This is a genomic window from Gardnerella lacydonensis, assembly GCF_048545055.1.
Classification (GTDB): domain Bacteria; phylum Actinomycetota; class Actinomycetes; order Actinomycetales; family Bifidobacteriaceae; genus Bifidobacterium; species Bifidobacterium vaginale_C.
Map to the genome: position 1 here is coordinate 126,270 of NZ_JBKQXT010000003.1, position 18,624 is coordinate 144,893.

General features: G+C 39.7%; 16 protein-coding genes, 1 tRNA gene and 1 riboswitch. Of the genes, 10 read left to right on the plus strand and 7 right to left on the minus strand.

What is annotated here, in order from left to right; genetic code table 11:
- Positions 1 to 26 precede the first annotated feature (26 nt).
- Positions 27 to 1,454 (plus strand): sensor histidine kinase, encoded by a 1,428-nt coding sequence (locus ACJV45_RS04380; RefSeq protein WP_419397733.1) that lies wholly within the window; start codon positions 27 to 29, stop codon positions 1,452 to 1,454.
- 23 nt (positions 1,455 to 1,477) lie between these two features.
- Here ACJV45_RS04380 and ACJV45_RS04385 read toward each other — a convergent pair whose 3' ends face one another.
- On the minus strand, positions 1,478 to 1,744 hold the full coding sequence (locus ACJV45_RS04385; RefSeq protein WP_016815457.1) for a hypothetical protein: 267 nt from the start codon (positions 1,742 to 1,744) through the stop codon (positions 1,478 to 1,480).
- Positions 1,745 to 1,933: 189 nt separating this feature from the next.
- Here ACJV45_RS04385 and ACJV45_RS04390 point away from each other — a divergent pair, with 189 nt between their 5' ends.
- From ACJV45_RS04390 to ACJV45_RS04400, 3 genes are all read left to right on the plus strand, one after another.
- Positions 1,934 to 2,938: a CHAP domain-containing protein gene (locus ACJV45_RS04390; protein ID WP_419397734.1), complete on the plus strand. Its 1,005-nt coding sequence runs from the start codon at positions 1,934 to 1,936 to the stop codon at positions 2,936 to 2,938.
- Positions 2,939 to 3,106: 168 nt separating this feature from the next.
- Entirely contained in the window at positions 3,107 to 3,865 is a 759-nt protein-coding gene (locus ACJV45_RS04395) for a C40 family peptidase (RefSeq protein WP_020761680.1), read from the plus strand.
- A 213-nt stretch (positions 3,866 to 4,078) separates the two neighbouring features.
- Positions 4,079 to 5,122: a universal stress protein gene (locus ACJV45_RS04400; protein ID WP_004112477.1), complete on the plus strand. Its 1,044-nt coding sequence runs from the start codon at positions 4,079 to 4,081 to the stop codon at positions 5,120 to 5,122.
- 86 nt (positions 5,123 to 5,208) lie between these two features.
- Here ACJV45_RS04400 and ACJV45_RS04405 read toward each other — a convergent pair whose 3' ends face one another.
- Positions 5,209 to 6,447: a glycosyltransferase gene (locus ACJV45_RS04405; protein WP_032836847.1), complete on the minus strand. Its 1,239-nt coding sequence runs from the start codon at positions 6,445 to 6,447 to the stop codon at positions 5,209 to 5,211.
- A 91-nt stretch (positions 6,448 to 6,538) separates the two neighbouring features.
- Positions 6,539 to 6,958 (minus strand): OsmC family protein, encoded by a 420-nt coding sequence (locus tag ACJV45_RS04410; protein ID WP_004121933.1) that lies wholly within the window; start codon positions 6,956 to 6,958, stop codon positions 6,539 to 6,541.
- 194 nt (positions 6,959 to 7,152) lie between these two features.
- On the opposite strand from ACJV45_RS04410, the gene ACJV45_RS04415 reads away from it, so the two are divergent.
- From ACJV45_RS04415 to ACJV45_RS04425, 3 genes are read left to right on the plus strand one after another with little or no spacing between them, the layout of a single operon-like run.
- Positions 7,153 to 8,025, plus strand: a complete 873-nt coding sequence (locus ACJV45_RS04415) for a thymidylate synthase (protein WP_101887868.1) — start codon at positions 7,153 to 7,155, stop codon at positions 8,023 to 8,025.
- 48 nt (positions 8,026 to 8,073) lie between these two features.
- Positions 8,074 to 8,697, plus strand: coding sequence for a dihydrofolate reductase (locus ACJV45_RS04420; RefSeq protein ID WP_419397735.1), 624 nt, complete (start codon positions 8,074 to 8,076; stop codon positions 8,695 to 8,697).
- An 18-nt stretch (positions 8,698 to 8,715) separates the two neighbouring features.
- Positions 8,716 to 9,261, plus strand: a complete 546-nt coding sequence (locus ACJV45_RS04425; protein WP_004124893.1) for a low molecular weight protein-tyrosine-phosphatase — start codon at positions 8,716 to 8,718, stop codon at positions 9,259 to 9,261.
- Between the two features lie 128 nt (positions 9,262 to 9,389).
- Here ACJV45_RS04425 and ACJV45_RS04430 read toward each other — a convergent pair whose 3' ends face one another.
- A complete protein-coding gene (locus ACJV45_RS04430; RefSeq protein WP_019262025.1) occupies positions 9,390 to 10,175 on the minus strand; it encodes a DUF4191 domain-containing protein in 786 nt (261 codons plus the stop codon).
- Positions 10,176 to 10,302: 127 nt separating this feature from the next.
- Entirely contained in the window at positions 10,303 to 10,959 is a 657-nt protein-coding gene (locus tag ACJV45_RS04435; RefSeq protein ID WP_004124898.1) for a DUF3043 domain-containing protein, read from the minus strand.
- A gap of 116 nt (positions 10,960 to 11,075) precedes the next feature.
- On the opposite strand from ACJV45_RS04435, the gene ACJV45_RS04440 reads away from it, so the two are divergent.
- Positions 11,076 to 12,443 (plus strand): dipeptidase, encoded by a 1,368-nt coding sequence (locus ACJV45_RS04440; protein WP_419397736.1) that lies wholly within the window; start codon positions 11,076 to 11,078, stop codon positions 12,441 to 12,443.
- Between the two features lie 462 nt (positions 12,444 to 12,905).
- Positions 12,906 to 15,518, plus strand: a complete 2,613-nt coding sequence (locus ACJV45_RS04445; protein ID WP_020761686.1) for an ATP-binding cassette domain-containing protein — start codon at positions 12,906 to 12,908, stop codon at positions 15,516 to 15,518.
- A 22-nt stretch (positions 15,519 to 15,540) separates the two neighbouring features.
- On the opposite strand, the gene ACJV45_RS04450 is transcribed toward ACJV45_RS04445, so the two are convergent.
- A tRNA-Arg gene (locus ACJV45_RS04450) sits at positions 15,541 to 15,613 on the minus strand.
- A 79-nt stretch (positions 15,614 to 15,692) separates the two neighbouring features.
- Positions 15,693 to 17,222: a hydroxyethylthiazole kinase gene (thiM, locus tag ACJV45_RS04455; RefSeq protein ID WP_032836850.1), complete on the minus strand. Its 1,530-nt coding sequence runs from the start codon at positions 17,220 to 17,222 to the stop codon at positions 15,693 to 15,695.
- Positions 17,210 to 17,302, minus strand: a riboswitch (TPP riboswitch). It overlaps the preceding gene by 13 nt.
- A 580-nt stretch (positions 17,303 to 17,882) precedes the next feature.
- Here thiM and ACJV45_RS04460 point away from each other — a divergent pair.
- Positions 17,883 to 18,509 carry a hypothetical protein gene (locus ACJV45_RS04460; RefSeq protein ID WP_016815441.1) on the plus strand — a complete coding sequence of 209 codons (627 nt, stop codon included), beginning with the start codon at positions 17,883 to 17,885 and terminating at the stop codon, positions 18,507 to 18,509.
- The last annotated feature ends 115 nt before the right edge of the window (positions 18,510 to 18,624 follow it).

The following is an 18,624-nucleotide window of genomic DNA, read 5'->3' on the forward strand; positions in this document are numbered from 1 at the left end:
AGAGCATTGTAGTATTCTTTAAGAGTATGTTTCAGGATTCTACATCTTCGCCATTGGTTGTATTTGTAGTGTTTGCTTTGATTGCTATTTGTGTTGCAATCGTAATTGTTATGTTTGTTGTTGATTCGCTTTTTCCAATATTTCGTAGTGTTTTTAGACCGTTTTTTAGTTCTGTTGTAAATCGTATAGCAGGTGGTTTGCGTAGTATTTTTCGTAGTAGGTTTAAGAAGATTTTAAAAATTTTAGGTAAACGTAGTTTTAGTGATGATGAAGATGATGAATATTCAGTTGATAATAATTCAGATGATATAAGTTCAGATGCGTGTGCGATTTTATCTATGCTGTCTGCTGCGACTATTGTTATCGATGCTGATAATGATGTTTTACGAGCTAGTTCTGATAGTTATACGCTTGGTGTTGTTGTTGATGATTCTATTGTTCAACCGAGAGTTTTGGATTCTGTAAATAGGGTGCGCGAGTCTGGCGGTTTTGAGAGTTTTGATTTAGTTACTTTTACTCCTGAGCGGTATATAACTATTGGTGAAGGCTCTGATTTTAATGGTAATTTTGCTGGTGACAGTGCTGTGTTATTAAAATCAGCTACGGTTGCTGGCGACTTTTCCTCGAATAAAACTGATAAATCGTCTGATGCTTCCACAGTTTCTAGACCTAATTGGCTTAATGTTACTGTTGGAAGTGTTGGAGCAGGCAAGGTTGTTGTTATTTTAAATGACACTAGTGCTACGCATCGTTTTGAGCAGACTAGAGATGATTTTATAAGTAATGTTTCTCAACAACTTATTAGCTCTACTCGAATGATTTCTAGTCTTACAGAACTTTTGCAGGATAATAATGTTACTCTTAATCGTGTTAAGGAAGTGTCTTTAAAAGCTCAGAGGTCTTCTAAACGCCTGGAACATATGCTGGAAGATCTTCTGCTTCTTATGAGTGCTCAGAAGCCTATAGATGTGTCTAAGGCGAGTGCTGTGAACGTCTTGAGCGTGTTAAAAGATGTTCACAATCAAGTTTCAGATCTTGCTTTGAGTCGAAATGTGCGTCTTTGTGTTAAGTCTGATTCTTCGCTTAGTGTTCTAGGAAGTTTTTCACAAATCAGCGCTGCTGTGCGTAAACTTGTTGAGAATGCCATTATCTATTCTTCAGCAAATAGCAGTGTGGCGATTTCAGCGTTAAAGTCTGATGACTCTCAGTTTGCAGTGATTCGTGTTGTTGATTGTGGCTCTGGTATTGCGTTGCGTGATCAGCCTCGTATTTTCGAGCGTTTTTATCGTTCGGATAACCAGAACGACGGAAGTCAGGATGGTGTTGGTTTGGGTCTTGCTATTGCTAAGCACGTGGCTCTTACTCATCACGGTAGCATTACATTGTGGAGTAGACCAGGGCAGGGTACTACGGTTAATTTTGCGATTCCGCTTGCAAAATCGGATGCAAAATAGTTCGCTTAATCGTGTTAAGTGTTTTACTTTCCTAGTCTTCTATAATCCCAACGGTCAAAGTGTTCCCAAATTAGGAGCAAAATACCTATTACAAATCCGCTAAGGCACACTACTGCAAAAAACCATAGTAGAAAGTGTAAGATTGCGAGCACAACAGTGATTATCGATGCTATAAGCCATAGAACTGTTCCAGCCATAAATGCTTTGCACAGGTCTACGCGCAATGGCTTTGGTGCCTCTTTGCGCGCATCTGGGTTAATAATCGGTGCGAGCTTCATATGATTAACCATACATCTAGTAATGTCTAATATCAATTTTTGGTTATATTTTTTTGATGATATACGTTTATGATATACGTCTAAATTTTGCTATTTTCTTTTTCGACACTATTTTTATCACATCCGTACCACGTTGTAGTCTTGAGCTTTGTAGGTGCCGTTTTGACGTGACGCTTTGAACAATTTCGGGAGTGGTTTTTTATGAGACATGGTGCACATGGTGCTAAGAAAGCAAAGGGGCGTTTCGTTTCGCCTTTTATGCTTTTTTCGTCTTCTCATACTTCCAGTGTTAATTCTGAGCGTTCTGCCGAAGCGGTTTGTGCGAATAATGGTGCAGTTGTGGGTTTGAGTGAATCTGTGGCTCAGAGTTTGCAAATGTCTTCTGCTCCTCGTACTCGTCGTGAGATTCGTTTAGCTCGTGAATCTAGAGAACGTAAGAATTGTATTATTGTTTCTACGTCTTTAGTAGCTATAGTTGGTGCTGCATTGACGTCTATGGCTTTGAGCAAGACTAATGGTTTTGGTTCTTTTGCTTCAAAGCAATATGCTTCTGAGATTAATTTTTCCAATGATTCTAATGATCAAGCTGCTTCTCGTTCTAGTCAGCGTGAAAAGTTAGATCGTGCTGATAAATATTTGAAGTTCAGCAGTGCTGTTGCTGGTCTCGAAGCTGATTTAAACGCTTTCTCTACTAGATCGTCTCATGAGTCTAAGTGGGATTTAGGTTCTAATTCAGATTTTAAAGTTTCTGAAATGTCTAAGTCTTCTGCGAACAATCCGCAGGTTGCTATTTTAATGGATTCAGACGTTAATTCTTTACCTGCTGGATTTAATCCAAATCATAGTTCTGGCGATTCTGGGAATGCGTATGAGTTTAGCCAGTGCACTTGGTGGGTTTATGTTCGTAGGCATCAGCTTGGTCTTCCTGTTGGTTCTAATATGGGAGACGGCTGGATGTGGGGTTTGACTGCTCGAAAGCTTGGATATTGGGTAGATCGTACGCCTCGTCACGTTGGCGATATTATGGTGTTTGGTCGCGGTCAGGCTGGCGTTAATCGTACTTATGGTCATGTTGCTGTTGTTGAAAAAATTAATCCTGATGGTTCTATTGAAACATCTGAGTCTAGTGCGGAGCTTCATGGTAGGACTTTCTCTAGGGTTGTAAATCCGAATGAAACTTCAGCTTTTGAATTTATCCATTACTAGACTATTTGGTATTTTAATATTTTGACATTTTAATATCATCTTAATATCTGTTGCTACGTTTTGCGATTTTCTAGTCTATTCTGGATTTTATACGTATGTCTGTGCTTGCTTTTGTGCTGTAAATAGTGCGTGCGAATTTTGTTTGTGGTATTAGTTTGTAGTATTACCATGCTAACATCGCTAATGATGATTAAGCGAGATAAGATTTTTTCTTCTGTATTTGCAGGATTTGTATCTGCAGCGCTTGTTGCTGCTATGATTCCGCTTGCTTGTGCTTCCGCTTCTGCTGAAGAATCAGCAGTTACATCTACACGTTCTTTCCCTAAGATTACTGATGTTAAGCGTGATTTGTTTACAGAATCCACTTCTACCGATGTTGATGCTAATTCTCATTGGGGTGGTATTGAGTCTTTGGATGTTCCGCAGACTAAGAGTGCTTCTGAACTTGCGCTTGAACAGTCTCGCCTGCAACAGCAACAGGCGCAGAATAATTCTGCTGATGGCTTCGACGCTGCTGCAAGCCGTTCTGGAGCACGTAATGGCGTTGGGCCTATGACGTACTTTGTTGCTCCTCCAGATAATCAGTCTGTTTCTGCGATGCTTAATTTTGCTGCTCAGTTTTTAGGTAAAGTGCCTTATCGTTCTGGTGGAACAACTCCTGCTGGTTGGGATTGCTCTGGTTTTGTGCAGTACGTTTTTGCCAATATGGGTATTTCTTTGCCGCGAACTTCTGGAGCTCAGGCTACTGTAGGTACGGCTGTTCCGAGTTTAGCTCAGGCTCAGCCTGGTGACATAATTGCCAATGGTACTCATGCATCTATTTATGTTGGCAATGGAATGGTTATTAATTCTCAGTATGCTGGAACTCAGTATGATCCTATTAGATATGTTTTTTCAGGATCTTATTCTATTCGTAGAATCTTCTGACAATTTGATTTTTGAGTGGTATTCATGATTTTATGGATACCACTTTTAGTTTTTGTTAGTAGTTTTGATGCGTTTTTAGGTTATTTTTAATTAATTTTGCCGTTAATCCTTAGGTTTGTTGTGTCGCGATAGACGCGACTACCTTAAACGCGCTATTCTAGTATTTAAAGTATTTAAGAAAATAAAAAATCGCGCGATGCTAGGAGGATCTAGATGGCACAAGATGTTATTACACAAGAAAAAGCTGTTCTTGTAGGTGTTGATGGTTCTCATGCGAGCTATAAGGCTGTATGGTGGGCATCTAATTATGCTAAGCATGCTGGATTACAGCTTCAAATAGTTTGTGCATATTCTTTACCTAGTTATGCAGCTGTATCTTTTGATGCGACTTATACTGCGATTGGTGATGATAATGTTGCTCATCAAGATGCACAGGAGATTCTTTCTAAAGCAAAAGCTGTAGCTTTAGAACAGGGCGTGGATGCAACAACGTTAATTGTTACTGGCGATCCTTCTTCTGTGTTTGTAGAGCTTTCTAGGAACTATCAGCTTATTGTTATTGGTAACCGAGGTAAAGGCGGATTGGCTGAGCGCTTGCTCGGCACAACAAGTTCTTCGCTTCCAGCCTACGCTTATTGCCCAATTGTTGTTGTTCCATATACGGATGATGATGGTCAGCGAATTCACTTGAACAATAAGATTTCTAAGATTGCTGTTGGTTCTGACGAGTCTAAGTGGGGATTAAAAGCTCTTGAGATTGCTGCAGATTTGGCTGATAGTTGGAATGCGCAATTAGATGTGATTTCTGCTGTTCCTAGCGTTCAGGGTGCGGAAGGTGACACTGCTGTTATGGGATCTTATATGGAAGATCTTGATGAGAGAGTAAAGCCTATTTTGCAGCGTTTGCCAAATCTAAAGATTCATCGTTCTGTAGTTCCAGGCTCTGCTGTAAACGCTTTGACTCAAGCGAGCTTAAACAATGATTTGGTTGTTGTTGGCTCTAGGGGCAGGGGTGGTTTTACAGGATTGCTTCTTGGTTCTATTAGTCAGGGTCTGTTACAGCATTCCTCTAGACCAGTGTATGTGGTTCCACGTAAGTATGTGGAGTTAAGCGCTGCTCAAGTAGCACAGCAGTCTAAGATAAGTAACGATACTAGTGCTATTGATTCTATAAGTGGCGTTCATACAGTTGATGTTCCAAAAGCTGGTGTTGAAGCTGCTAAAGAAATCGAGCAAACTATTGATCCGCTTCACTAGTAGCTTGTAGTAGAAAATAGCGTCCAGAGCACTAAAACAGTGTTTTGGACGCTATTTTGTTTCAAAGCTAGCAACTATTTTGATTTTTACTTGTTTTTAAGTAAAAAGCGCGCGCGTCTTGCTTCGCGAGCAGCACGTTTTTTAGCGAGTTCGTTATTGTTCATTTCAATAGCAAGTTTATAAATTTTAATTAACTCTTGAGCTTGCTTTTTGAAGTCATTGTTCTTTGAGTATTCAAGAACATTTGCTTTTAGTTGTGCTTGCTCTTCTTCGCTCATGTTAAGAACGCGACTAAACACTTGTTTAAAGTCTTCTCTAGAATCCCACTGATAACCATTTTTGCCACTAATAATCTGATTTTCATTAGGGATATCGTGCTTTACGAGAGCAAATAATCCAGATGCCATGGCTTCAAGCATAGAAAGTGAATGCATCTCCGATAGGGAAGCGGTAGTGTAGTAGTCCATAGCGTGCAAATACTTAGGAATTTGCGTGTGTTCAATAGGACCTAGTAGGTAGATTCTATCTTCAAATCCTTTGCTAGCTACTTTCTTACGCAAGTCTTCTAAATCAGGTCCTCCGCCAATAACAACGAGTCTAGCTAATTCGCGCGGAAAATCACAATACATAAAGTTATCAATCAGCTCAGAGATATTCTTTTCTGCTCCGATTCTTCCAACAAAAACGAAGAGTTTCGTAGAATCAGCAATACCGTATTTTTTACGGAATTCTTTCCTAAAAGCAATTCGCTCTGGTGTAGGCAAGAACTTTTTATATTCAACTGCATTGCTAAGAACAACAACTTTTTTATCGACTTTTTGACGATCAATATAAGCTTGAGCCTTAGCAGACATACTAGTAATAATTGTTGCGTTTTTAGAAAATCGCGTAAAATATTTTGCTGAAATATTCCTAGAAAACTCTGTAAAATGCTTTAGACCAATATAAAACAGGAACTTATCGTACTCTGTATGAAGAGTATAAATAACAGGAACATGCTCTTTTTTAGCAACTTCTAGACCTATTTCACCAATGCCAAACTCGTTTTGTATATGAATAACATCTGGTTTAAAGTTGATAGGGAATTTTTTGCGCATGTTTCCAATCGGAATTGCAACCCTATACTTGTATAACTTTTTAAGAAGTATTCCTGGAACGTATACAACTCCGTCTACAAGCTTAGTTTTTCGCTGTCTTTCGGATCCGACTGTAACAACAAGAACCTCGTGTCCAAGTTCCTCGTACATTTTTTTAAGCATGTAGGATTGCGTTGCTACGCCATTTATGTATGGTGGATATGTTTCTGTAAAAATCGCGATTTTCAAAGTTTCCTCCAGTTACATAAATAGCTCTAACAACCTTAAAAGTGTAGCATTGTGTAAGTTATTGCGCCACAAATTGTGATTTTTAGCGTTTTTAGTGTCTCACATTTACTGTTACACGCACTTGCGCGCCTCGTTCAAGAGTGTGCTTAACTGTGCAACCCTTGTTGATATGTCTTTCCATGCGTTCTTTTAGTTCTTTTGCATTCTCATCGTTTAAAGCAGGTTTTGCGTTTGTAGCATCAACTGTTACATCTTCTTGGAATCTTAAGTAAGTTCCTTCTTCTGGATCATAAGTTCCATTTACAAGAACTCGAGCACCTTTTCCTTCTCCGAGCGCATGCTCAACAGCGTACTGGCTGCTTAAAGCTGTACATCCAGCTAATGCTATTTGCATTAATTCTACCGGTGAAAATTGCCCTTCTCCTTTACCAAATTTGAGTGTTGCGCCATCATCACTTTGTGCTTGCCAAGATCCGTCTTCTAAACGTTCAACCCATATTCTTCTAGTCATTTTTGCTCCTTTGCATTTTTATACATTCACACATTGTGATTATGTTTGTGCTTATGTCTATTTGTTTTTAACTTTTATTTTTTAAGACAAACCTATTATAACTAGTATGCTTTGATTTCAGTTTGATTCTTGTTCTTATATTTCTTATATTTACTTTTGGTGGTGTTGAATTTAGCTAATGATAAAATAATCTCATGGCTTTAACTCAAGAAGAACTTGCGGATATCCGCTCTCGCGTACCACAGAAACCTACTTCCGATATTCCTACACCTTATGAGGATTTGGTTAGAAAAATACTTATGGAAGGTACTTTAAAATCGGATCGCACTGGTACTGGAACAATATCTCTTTTTGGTCAACAAATTCGATTTGACTTAAGCAAGAGTTTTCCGCTTATAACCACAAAAACAGTGTTCTTTAAGGGACTTGCATATGAGCTTCTTTGGTTCCTTAAAGGTTCTAGTAATGTGCGTTGGTTGCAGGAAAATGGCGTGCATATTTGGGATGAGTGGGCAGATGAAAATGGCGATTTAGGTCCTGTTTATGGCGTTCAGTGGCGTAGTTGGCCAGCGCCTACTCAAGAAAATCCTAATCGCACAATCGACCAGATTGCTAATGTTCTTAATCTTATGAAAAATCATCCTGATTCTAGAAGGATGATTGTCAGTGCTTGGAATCCTGCAGAAGTTGAAAACATGGCTTTACCTCCTTGCCACTCGCTTTTCCAGTTCTACGTTGCTGACGGCAAGCTTTCTTGCCAGCTTTACCAGCGTTCTTGCGATATGTTTCTTGGAGTGCCGTTTAACATTGCTTCTTATTCTCTTCTTACAATGATGATGGCTCAGCAAGCAGGATTAGAGCCAGGAGAGTTTGTTTGGACTGGTGGCGATTGCCATATTTACGATAATCACGTAGAGCAAGTCTTAGAACAGCTTTCTAGACAGCCATATCCTTACCCTAAGATTGAAATTCATAAAGCTGATTCAATTTTTGACTATGAGTACAGTGATTTTAAGGTTGTTGATTATAAGCATCATCCTACGATTAAAGCTCCTGTAGCTGTGTGATCTTATTTATTAGTTGATTATTAGTTTGAGTTTTTGACTAGGAGTTTTATGGCAAACGATATTCCTGTGCGTTTAATTTGGGGACAGGCATACGATCTTGAAGGACGCGTAGGGGCAATGGGCGTAAATGGTGGTATGCCATGGAGACTTTCCCCAGATTTGCGCTATTTTAAAGCCATGACAATTTCTTGCCCAGTAATAATGGGTAGGGGAACTTGGGATTCTATGCCAGAAAAGTTCCGTCCTCTTCCTGGGCGAGAAAATATTGTTGTTTCTAGGAATCCAGATTTTAATCCAGATGGTGCAAAAAGTTTTACAAGCATTGAAGAAGCAATATGCTACGCAAAAAAATGGATTGAAGATAATCCTATTGAGCATATAGATTCTTTGGATTTGCCTAAAGATGGTAGCGCAATTTGGATTATTGGAGGCGGAGCAATTTTTAAAGAAGTGATTGAGTCAAAAATTGTTGACGCTGCATACGTAACTCAAATTGACACCAGAGTAGAAGCGGATACGTTTGCTCCTAACATTCAGAGACTTGTAGATGATGGATTGTGGAAAGTTGCATGTGATGGCGATTGGCAAGAATCAGCTATAAAAGTTGGTGCAAAACAATTCGACGCAAAATACAAGTTTATGGTATATAAGTCAATTAAAGCTAAAAAATAAGCTAGATTAAGGATATGTATGGAATCTTTAAACAAAATTCATGTAGATGCTAAGCATCCATATGTTGTTATGACGGTTTGTACAGGGAATATTTGCAGATCTCCAATGGCAGAAATCGTTTTGCGTAACGAGTTTAAGCTTAGAGGATTAAGCGATGTTGTTGCTGTAAAATCATGCGGCGTAAGCGACGAAGAATACGGGAATCCGATTGATAGGCGTGCACAAAGAGAGCTTAAAAGTAGGGGTTATTCTTTGCCGTTAAGCCATTTTGCGCATAGGATTGAGCGAGACGAAATAGAGGAAACAAATCTTTTTCTTCCAATGACTGCTTCGCATATGCAATCTTTGCTCAGGATTATTCCAGCGCAAAAACGTGGTCTTGTTCACATGTATAGATCGTTTGATCCATCTTTAGAAAAACCACAAGCTGGTCGCGAAGCTGTTTTAGATTTGGCTGACCCATGGTACGGAGGTCCTAAAGAGTTTGAGATTGCAATGGACCAAGTGGAGGAGTGCGCTCCTTACATTGTGGATTGGGTAGAGTCGCAGATAACGCGCGAATAATAATTGCGTAAAGTATAATTGCGTAAAGTCATATAAAGTTATATAAAATCGCTTAAAATATATTAAAACCAGACGAACCAATTGGAACGTCTGGTTTATTTTTATGTTTTTTATTTAAAACCTATGATTTATTTTCCTCTTAAAGCTCTGCGACTTACTCGAGGAGCATGAGTTGGGTCAATTCCTTTTGGAATACCGAACCCAGATTTGCCCTGTAGAGTACGCAAACGATCATTCAAAATTGCAAGCTCAGTTTTAGTGAGGAAGAAGCGACGATTAGGGTGAATCATCTTAAGCAAAGCAAACTTGTGATTTGTAGGCATTAAAGTTTTAGCTTTTAAAACCTTACTTCTTAAATCCCTAAGTTTAACTTGATTTTCACCATTACCAACGCAAATGCGGTAAACAGGAATATTAGATCCTGCTGTAACACTTTTAATTGCGTGCTCTTGGCGATTCATAGCTTGGCTTAAACGCTCATAGTTACCTTCGCCAACAAGGAAGATTCCGTTAAAGCCAGTTCCTCGCCAAATAGCATCTTTTGTACGAGGATCAACCCACACAGGTTGTTGAGGGAAAGTGAATCCGCCTTTGTTAATAGCAGATACAATGCCAGCTGCAGCTCCAGGCTTTCCTTCTAATCTTGCATAGCCAACCTTATCTGCGCGTTTAGTGAGAACAACAGTAAACAGTAAAAGACCCAGCATAAGCGCTGTTATTACCATCATGATCCAAGTCAAAATGGACCATCTAATAATAACACCAGCTACAATGCACAGCACAACAGGAGCTACAAAAGCTAAGCCAAGCCAAAGTGGAAGCTGCTTATCGTCTGTATGCGTGTACTTGTAAATACGCACAATCTGTGAAATCATGCCTGGCTTCTTAATGCCTTTTGCTTTATCGTTTGCCATTTGCGTTTATCCCCTAATACATAATATTAGCGTTTTATTGCTTTGTATTTTGTTGCTTTATTGCTTAGTAATCATACCCTAAACACGCTTATGCTATAAATCATAGCTTTGTTAGTATACTAGCGATTTATTTAGGCCAATTACCGCGCTTTGGTGTACTCGGCTTTGGAAGTCTCCATCTGCGCATTTGTATTGCTCGACTGCAAGCATACATAGCGGATCTAGAGCTTTTGCCAACAGAAACTTCGCCATATCGTTTAACAAGCTCTTTACGAAGCTTACGCCACATTATTATAACGTCAATAATTGCAGCAAAAAGATATGCGTAAAGAACAATCGCAAGAGCAAAATATAGAGCAATATACTTAGTGGATAAGAAGTTTTGAGTTAAGAATATGCAGAGCATAATCACGATTGCAAACGGCACAAAAAATTCGCCAATGTTGAAACGCGCATCTACATAATCTCGAATATAAACTCTCCATGGAAGCTGCTCCGACTTTGGCATATGAGCTAAGTCTCCATTTTTCATCGCATCATATTGAGCATTTTCTTTTTCGCGCAATCTAGCTCGCGCAGCCTTTGCGCTTGCTTTTCTATCCGTTGGAACTAACGGTCTAAGATTCTGCGCTGTAGCTTCGCTTTGCTTCGGCGTTGGAGCGTTCTTTGTGCGAGTCTTTGCCTTATTTTCTATTTTATTTTCACTATTTTCATTAGTCGCTGATTGATCGCCATTTTGTGCACCATTATCAGCAGATTTTTTTACGAATGGATTCCATGTCATGTTTGCAGATTACCCAACAGACTAGACGCGTTATGAGCAATTTCGTTGGTTATGAATAGTCTGATAATAGTAATTCAACTAATGTTTTTACTAATCTACTGTTTTTTGGAGGACTTATGGCTGGTTTAGAGGTTGATGATGTGCGTTCGCGCGTGCAAAACGCTTGGGAAGATGTTATTAGCGTATTAAATAAGAAGATCTCTTTAGGAGCTGTTTCTGCTAAGGGTATTACTGGAGATCATATGCGCGCTTCGGCTGAGTATGTGGCCGAAGTTTTGCGCGAAGTTGGTGTAGATGCTCGAGTTGAACAGTCCCAGAATCCAGATGGTACTCCTGGAGCTTTTGAAGTAGTTGGATCTCGTATTGTGGATCCTAATGCTCTAACTGTTTTGCTTTACGCTCATCACGATGTTCAGCCTGTTCCAGATGCAAGCGAGTGGAATACTGATCCTTTCAGAGGAACCGAGATAGATGGACGCTTGTATGGTCGCGGTAGCGCTGACGATGGCGGCGGAATTGCAATTCACTACGGTGCTTTGCGTGCTTTAAGCGAAGATTTAGGCGTAAATATTAAGGTGTTTATTGAAGGTGAAGAGGAAATGGGCTCTCCAAGTTTCATTCCATTCATCGAAGCTCATAAAAATGAGTTTGAATCAGACGTTATTATTGTTGCCGACTCTGGAAATTGGTCTGCAGATGTTCCAAGTCTTACTACTAGCTTGCGCGGAAACACTACAGTAGACGTCAAAGTGAAGGTTCTTGGTCATCAGGTTCATTCTGGACAGTTTGGCGGACCAATTTTAGATGCTTATACTATTGCTTCAATGCTTGTTGCTTCTCTTTATAACAAGGAAGGCGATTTGGATGTTCCTGGAATTAAATCTCAGGAACCTGTTGGCGGTTTGCAACGTGATTTGGATGAGGCTCAAGTTCGCGCGGATTCTTCAGTAGTGGATTCTTATAAGCTTGCTGGTACTGGTTCTCTTGCTGCTCGTATGTGGACTAAGCCTAGCTTGACTGTTATTGGTATGGATGCTCATCCTGTAGAAGAAAGCTTTAATGTGATTGCTCACGAAACGCGCTTGCGACTTTCACTTCGTACAGCTCCAAGCCAGCGTCCAGAAGAAGCACAAAAAGCTTTGAGTGATTTTTTGGTTGCAAACGCACCATTTGGGGCTGAGGTTACTGTAGAGCCAGTTGACAATGGTATGGGATGGGCTATGGATCCGAATGCCGTAGCAACTCAAGACGCTTTAGCTTCTATGAAGGATGCTTTTGGCGTGGATCCTATTAATAAGGGTGAAGGTGGATCTATTCCATTTATTCCAGAATTGCAACGAATTTTCCCTAAAGCTCAGGTTTTGGTTACTGGTCCTGAAGATCCAAAGTCTAATGCGCATAGTCCAAATGAGTCGATTTCTCTTTCTGGTTTGAAATCGAATATCGTAACTGAAGCTTTGCTTTTAGATCGTCTAACTAAGTAGACTTAACAACTCGTATACAATCGCTATATAGAATTTAAGCGTTTGTATACGAGTCTACGCAATGACGTAAAATCTTCACACGACACGGGTGCTTTGCATTAATTTGTAAAGCTGAGAGAAACCGCTTGAACGTGAATCCAGGTAATGCTGGCGCACGGAGATCTGTTTTTCCCGTGCCTTAATGGTGATCTACGATTTAAGCCAACGCATAAGTCGTAGTGAAAGAACAGTAAGGCACATATCTATGTCGAAAGAAAATGTCTTATTGCAATGCAATCAGCGATGTAAATCACTGATATGATGTTTTGTTTATTAGGATAAGTCAAAAACGTGTTTGCAATAAAGACATTTTAGGATTTTTAGGTCGTTAAAAAGTCCGTAGCAGATCTAAATGATTCTAAAAGAAAAAATTAAAAAATAGATAGAAAATAACTAAAAATCATTGCCATAAAGGATTTTGCTATGCCTGATGCATTTGAAACGCCAGTTTTTAACAAAACTAATACGCAGGATGCCGAAACATTCCTTCCATCGGCTAGCTGCAATGCTCAGCTACGTTTTGATAATTGGGGTTATCGTCATGCTTCTCGCAAACATTTTGCTGTACGCGGGTTGAACCTAACAATTGAAGCAGGGCAAAGAGTTTTGTTGCTTGGTGCATCGGGCATAGGCAAATCCACAATTCTTGAAGGTGCTGCTGGGCTGATTGGTAGTGATATTGTTAAATCTAGCCCAAATAATTCAAAGCCTGATTCGAAGAAGAATGTTCTAGTTGAAGACGAAGATGGCGGTGTGAGCGAAGGCTCAGTATTCGTAGATGATTTACCAGTTCATAAAGCGCGTGGGCGAGTGGGATTAGTGTTACAAGACCCAGAGGCTCAAGCTATTTTTCAGCGTTTAGGAGATAACGTCGCCTTTGGTCCTGAAAATATGAATGTTCCTCGTAAAGAAATATGGGATCTTGTTAATAAAAGTCTTGAAGAAGTAGGTTTAGAAGGCTTACAGTTACACCGTTCTACAGCCCATTTAAGTGGTGGACAAATGCAGCGTCTGGCATTGGCTGGAGCATTGGCTATGAAGCCAAGCGTGCTTCTTTTAGATGAGCCTACGGCAAATCTAGATCCAGATGGTGTTAATCAGATTGTAAAAGCTGTTGGTAAAGTTTTAGACGATACCAATGCAACAATGGTTCTTGTAGAACATCATGCGCAGCCTTGGATTGATTTGATTGATAGAGTAGTGGTTCTTGGTCTTGATAATTCTGTGAACAATACAGAAGAGAATAACTATGTTCACGATGATGATATTGCGCGAGACGAGTTTGCGCAAACAGTTATTGTTGCAGATGGAACTCCAGACGAAGTGTTCAGCAGAAGAGATCTTGATTTTGAAAACCTTGGGATTTGGCTTCCTGACAAGTATAAAGATCCACAAGATCGCAAAATTGGTAGGATTTATGTTGAAGGCGAACCAGATTGCGATCCAGCAAAAGGTGATGGAAGAGTAGTTCTATCAACAGAAAACCTTGCGATTAGTCATACGAGTACTCCAATAGCAAAAAATATCAATTTGAAATTTAATTCTGGACAAATCACAGCATTAGTTGGAGCAAATGGTGCTGGAAAGTCAACTTTATCTCTAACTTTGGCAGGATTAATTCCAGCTTTAGAAGGTCAGGTTGTAGCTAGTGAGGATCTTTGCGAAGGTGCAGGTGGCACTGATCCTATGAAGTGGAAGTCTACTGATCTTGCTAAAAGAATTTCATACGTTTTCCAGAATCCAGAACATCAGTTTGCGTGTGGAACCGTGCTTGAAGAAGTTATGCTAGGTCCTATTAGAACTGGAATGAGTGAAGAAGACGCTAAAACTAAAGCAGAGTCTTTGTTAGATAGATTCCGCTTATCTAGATATGCTAATGCAAACCCATACACTTTATCTGGAGGTGAAAAGCGTAGACTTACTGTTGCTGCATCTTTGGCTGCAGCTCCAAGAGTTTTAATTTTAGATGAACCAACTTTTGGACAGGATCGTAAAACTTGGTTACAAATTATAAAACTCATTGCAAGCCTTCGCGCGGACGGCGTTAGTGTTATTGTTGTTACTCACGATAGAGAGTTAGTAGATGCGCTTGGAGCGCGTTTAGTGGAACTTAAAACTAATGTGGATTCCACTAATAACGAATTTTATGAGTCTGAAAATATAGATAATTCACAAGAATCTTTAGCATTATCTTCGTCAACAAATGCAACGAATATATCTCGAATAGAAGTTAGCGATGTGAATCATCGCGATGAGGCAGCTCGTGCATCAAGTTATTCTCCATTCTTGGCATCTTTGAATCCTGTGTATAGGATGCTTGGAGCCTTCCTGCTTTCGGTTCCGCTTTTGTTTACTCTCGATTGGCTTTCTGCAACAATAGCTTTGGTTTTGGAGTTTGTGATTCTTTGGGTTGTTAAAATGAACCCTTGGCGAGTTATTAAACTTTCTTGGCCTGTATGGGTTGGTGCGCCTGGATCTGCCTTAGCTGTGTGGTTGTATGGTAAATCAGGTGGAGCAACATGGTTTGATTGGGGAATTATTCACGTGAGTGATCATTCCACAACTCTTGCAATTGCAACATTTATCAGAATTTTAGCTATCGGTGTTCCAGCTATTGTTACTGTTATTGGCATTGATGCAACTGATTTAGCTGATGCTTTTAGTCAAGTTATGAAATTGCCAGATAGGTTTGTTTACGGTGGATTAGCTGGTATGCGATTGTTTAGTGTTCTTCAAGACGATTGGGCTGCTCTTAGTGCATCTAGGCGTTCTCGCGGACTTGGTGATGATAGTAAGATTAAGGCTTTTATGCCTCAAGCTTTTGCTCTTTTGGTGCTTTCTATTAGAAGATCTACAACTTTGGCTACGGCTATGGAAGCGCGTGGATTTGGTGGAGAAAACCCAAGATCTCATGCACGTATAAGTCATGTGAATAAACGCGATTATGTGTTTATGATTGGGTGCTTAATTATCCCTGCTATAGCTTTAATCGCTGCTGTATACTACGGTACTTTTGCTCTTCTTGGAGGCAATTAACACTTAATACTAACACAAAATGTGGGCTTGATGGGATTCGAACCCACGGCCTTCTGCTCCGGAGGCAGACGCTCTATCCACTGAGCTACAAGCCCGCAACTCGTGAAAGTATACACGTTGCTAGGGATTGAAAGTATATGCTATTAGTCAATTTTTGTGACTTTGATGCATACTTTAGCGAGTTATTACGCTTTTAAGATCGCTTGCTACTTTTTTAGGATCTTCAGCGCACATGAGTGCAGACACAGTGCATACTCCATCAATGCTTAGGTCTTTGATTGGGAAAACGGTGTTTTCGTGGATTCCACCAATCGCTAGAGTTTTTACGCCCATACTGTGTGCTACTTTTGCTACCTCATTTACGCCTTCAATTCCAAGAGGCGGAACATCATGCGCCTTAGTGTTTGTGGCAAATGCAGCTCCGATTCCTATAACATCAGGAAGTGGAGTATCGTTCTCTTTGCACTCTTTATATGCTTTTTCCATTAGGTCTACTCTTGCGCAAGAAAGTCCAATCATCCATTCGGCTGGCATGGATTTACGTGCTGTAACAAAAGGCGTGTCTTTTTGACCAATATGCAGGTTGAATCCCAGTTTTGCTGCGCAATCAACGTGATCGTCTATGAAAATCGGTATATCCCCATGTTTTGCTTTTATAAGTGTTTTGCGTAACTTTATGGCTTTTTCTGATATTTCAGTATCGTTGGAGTATTTATCTCGCAATTGAACTACTGTCACTCCGCCATCTATGGATTCTACTGCAACTTGCTCTTCGCTACGGTTTCCCATACGTGGATCTGTTACTAGGTAAAGTGTCCAATCTGTTGGTTCTATGCTGAACTCAATGTTTGTTAGTTCAAACATGTTGTTTACGCTTAATGTTTGCAGCGCATCGATCCACAGTGTTCTGAATGTTCCTGGTGCGGTTGTTTGTCTCGCTGCAAACGTTCCAGCTGCTGCAGCGTGCACGTGTGCAGCTACTGTTGCTGCTACTGGGCGCTCTGGGTTTGCACCCACATATGCAGCCACTAATGCTCCAAGAGCGCACCCAGTTCCTACAACTTTTGTCATAGCTTTGTGTCCGCCAGTTATTCGCGCTAGGCATCCGTGACCGTATACCGCGTCTTTTTCTCCAGATATAGATACTACAGATCCGTATGCTTTTGCCAGTTTTTTGGCGGCTTCTAGCGCGGAGTTTACTGGGTCTTGCGCATCTACGCCTTTCATCTGACTGCTTTGACCAGCTAAAGCTAATATTTCGCTTGCGTTTGCTCGTATTACTGTTGGGTTTTGTTTTACGATTTCTCTTACAAATTTTGTTCTAGTGGTTAATGCGTCTACTCCAACTCCAACTGGGTCTAGTACCCACGGAGTTTGTGTTTCTTCGCATGCTTCTATGGCTTTGAGTATGGCTTTGCCTTTTATCTCTTCGAATGTTCCAACGTTTACTAGAACACCTGACGCTATTTTTGCGATGCCCGCGGCTTCATCTGGGTCGCATACCATTATTGGTGTAGCTCCTGCGGAAAGTAGCGCATTTGCTGTTATGTCTTGAACAATATTGTTTGTTATGCAATGAGTTAGTGGCTTCTTTGCTCTGACTCTTTCTATGCATGATCTAACGTCATTTAGAAACATTCGTCTTCTTGCGCGAACGCTAAAACTTGTATCTATATTTGTATTTGATTCGTTTAATTCTTCCATGATTTTCCCTTCGCTAGCACTACCTAGATCAGGTTTAACGGGTGTAATCTCAGCGTTTTTACGCACCCCGAACCGACTTTGACTATATCGTTTGTGTATGACGTTTGGCTGTGTAATAATTTACTTCGCGCGTTTTGCGTTGTTTTGCTTGAAATTTCGGGGATGATTGAAGACTATTGTTTTAGATTTTATAAAATTTTTCCATTAATTTTTTATTTTTGTTTGCATTTGTACTTTTATAGTGTTAGCATCAAACACAACACAAACAGATATCGTAAATTTTACGATTTACGATTTTGGATTTGTGACTGACCACATTATCGTTTAGCTTTGCAGCTAAGTATTAGGGAGGCGGCTATCATGCGTAACATGAATGCTCAAGCTCGCGATACTTTTGATGCTGCTCGTATGTGGTGGTGGCAGACTTCTCTTTGGCGTAGTTTACTCTAAAGTTTTAGAAGCTGCATGTTTTAGGCTTGTAAAAGACCTCTAGGGTAAACCTGGAGGTCTTTTTTATATCTCCGGAAAGCCAAATCTATTTGGATTAATCTTACGTCTAAAACAAATCTAGAAAATCTAAAACAAATCTATAAACATAAAAAACAATTAAAAAATTGTTTAAAACAAGCAATATAAGAATCTAAATAAAAGGAGAAAATCATGGCTCAGGAAATTAATGAAACTAAGCAGGAAACCTCGTTTACTTCTGCTGAATCTAGTGTTAATCAGGCTGCGGATTTACTTAAAGGTGTAAATGTTAAAAAGCATGCTTTAGATATTACGTCTTTGGTGTTGGTGGCTGTTCTTTTTGCGGCAGGATGTATTCTTGATTTTACTGTTGCAAAAGCGCTTTCGATCGGGAATATTCAGCCAGAGTTTGTAATTGCATCGTTCTGCTTGTCTATTTTGCTTGTTCGTCCAAACGTTATTCAGGGCGCGATTATTGGTGCTTTGGCTGCGACTTTAATTCAATTTAACACTTCAATTCCTGGTCTTGAGTACGCTTGCGATATTCCAGCAGCAATTATTATGACTTTGATGTTGATGGGTTATTTAAAGTCTTTTCCTAAGGATGCCGCTAGAAAGTTCAGTGTTTTCCCATTCATTTCTGCCTTTATTGCAACTGTTATTTCTGGAATGATTTTTGCAACAATCGCATCTTTCTTTATTCTTCACTCTCCAAACACTGTTCTTGTTATGCTTCCAATCATTTTGGGTACTGCTGTGTTTAATGCTGTTGTTGTTGAGGTTCTTTACACTCCAATTCGACTTGTTTTACACAAGTAAATCAGAATTGAAAAATAATTAAACAAATTAATTTAAATCAATGTAAATAAATATCAAAACATAAATAAATACCAAAAGTTGATAATTGAAATTTGATTATCAAAACATAAAGGAG

What these genes read in the sequence shown, in the direction of transcription:
- ACJV45_RS04380 (WP_419397733.1), top strand. Translation starts at nt 27, where the DNA reads ATGTTTCAGGATTCTACATCTTCGCCATTGGTTGTATTTGTAGTGTTT.
- ACJV45_RS04385 (WP_016815457.1), bottom strand. Translation starts at nt 1,744, where the DNA reads ATGGTTAATCATATGAAGCTCGCACCGATTATTAACCCAGATGCGCGC.
- ACJV45_RS04390 (WP_419397734.1), top strand. Translation starts at nt 1,934, where the DNA reads ATGAGACATGGTGCACATGGTGCTAAGAAAGCAAAGGGGCGTTTCGTT.
- ACJV45_RS04395 (WP_020761680.1), top strand. Translation starts at nt 3,107, where the DNA reads ATGCTAACATCGCTAATGATGATTAAGCGAGATAAGATTTTTTCTTCT.
- ACJV45_RS04400 (WP_004112477.1), top strand. Translation starts at nt 4,079, where the DNA reads ATGGCACAAGATGTTATTACACAAGAAAAAGCTGTTCTTGTAGGTGTT.
- ACJV45_RS04410 (WP_004121933.1), bottom strand. Translation starts at nt 6,958, where the DNA reads ATGACTAGAAGAATATGGGTTGAACGTTTAGAAGACGGATCTTGGCAA.
- ACJV45_RS04415 (WP_101887868.1), top strand. Translation starts at nt 7,153, where the DNA reads ATGGCTTTAACTCAAGAAGAACTTGCGGATATCCGCTCTCGCGTACCA.
- ACJV45_RS04420 (WP_419397735.1), top strand. Translation starts at nt 8,074, where the DNA reads ATGGCAAACGATATTCCTGTGCGTTTAATTTGGGGACAGGCATACGAT.
- ACJV45_RS04425 (WP_004124893.1), top strand. Translation starts at nt 8,716, where the DNA reads ATGGAATCTTTAAACAAAATTCATGTAGATGCTAAGCATCCATATGTT.
- ACJV45_RS04430 (WP_019262025.1), bottom strand. Translation starts at nt 10,175, where the DNA reads ATGGCAAACGATAAAGCAAAAGGCATTAAGAAGCCAGGCATGATTTCA.
- ACJV45_RS04435 (WP_004124898.1), bottom strand. Translation starts at nt 10,959, where the DNA reads ATGACATGGAATCCATTCGTAAAAAAATCTGCTGATAATGGTGCACAA.
- ACJV45_RS04440 (WP_419397736.1), top strand. Translation starts at nt 11,076, where the DNA reads ATGGCTGGTTTAGAGGTTGATGATGTGCGTTCGCGCGTGCAAAACGCT.
- ACJV45_RS04445 (WP_020761686.1), top strand. Translation starts at nt 12,906, where the DNA reads ATGCCTGATGCATTTGAAACGCCAGTTTTTAACAAAACTAATACGCAG.
- thiM (WP_032836850.1), bottom strand. Translation starts at nt 17,222, where the DNA reads ATGGAAGAATTAAACGAATCAAATACAAATATAGATACAAGTTTTAGC.
- ACJV45_RS04460 (WP_016815441.1), top strand. Translation starts at nt 17,883, where the DNA reads ATGGCTCAGGAAATTAATGAAACTAAGCAGGAAACCTCGTTTACTTCT.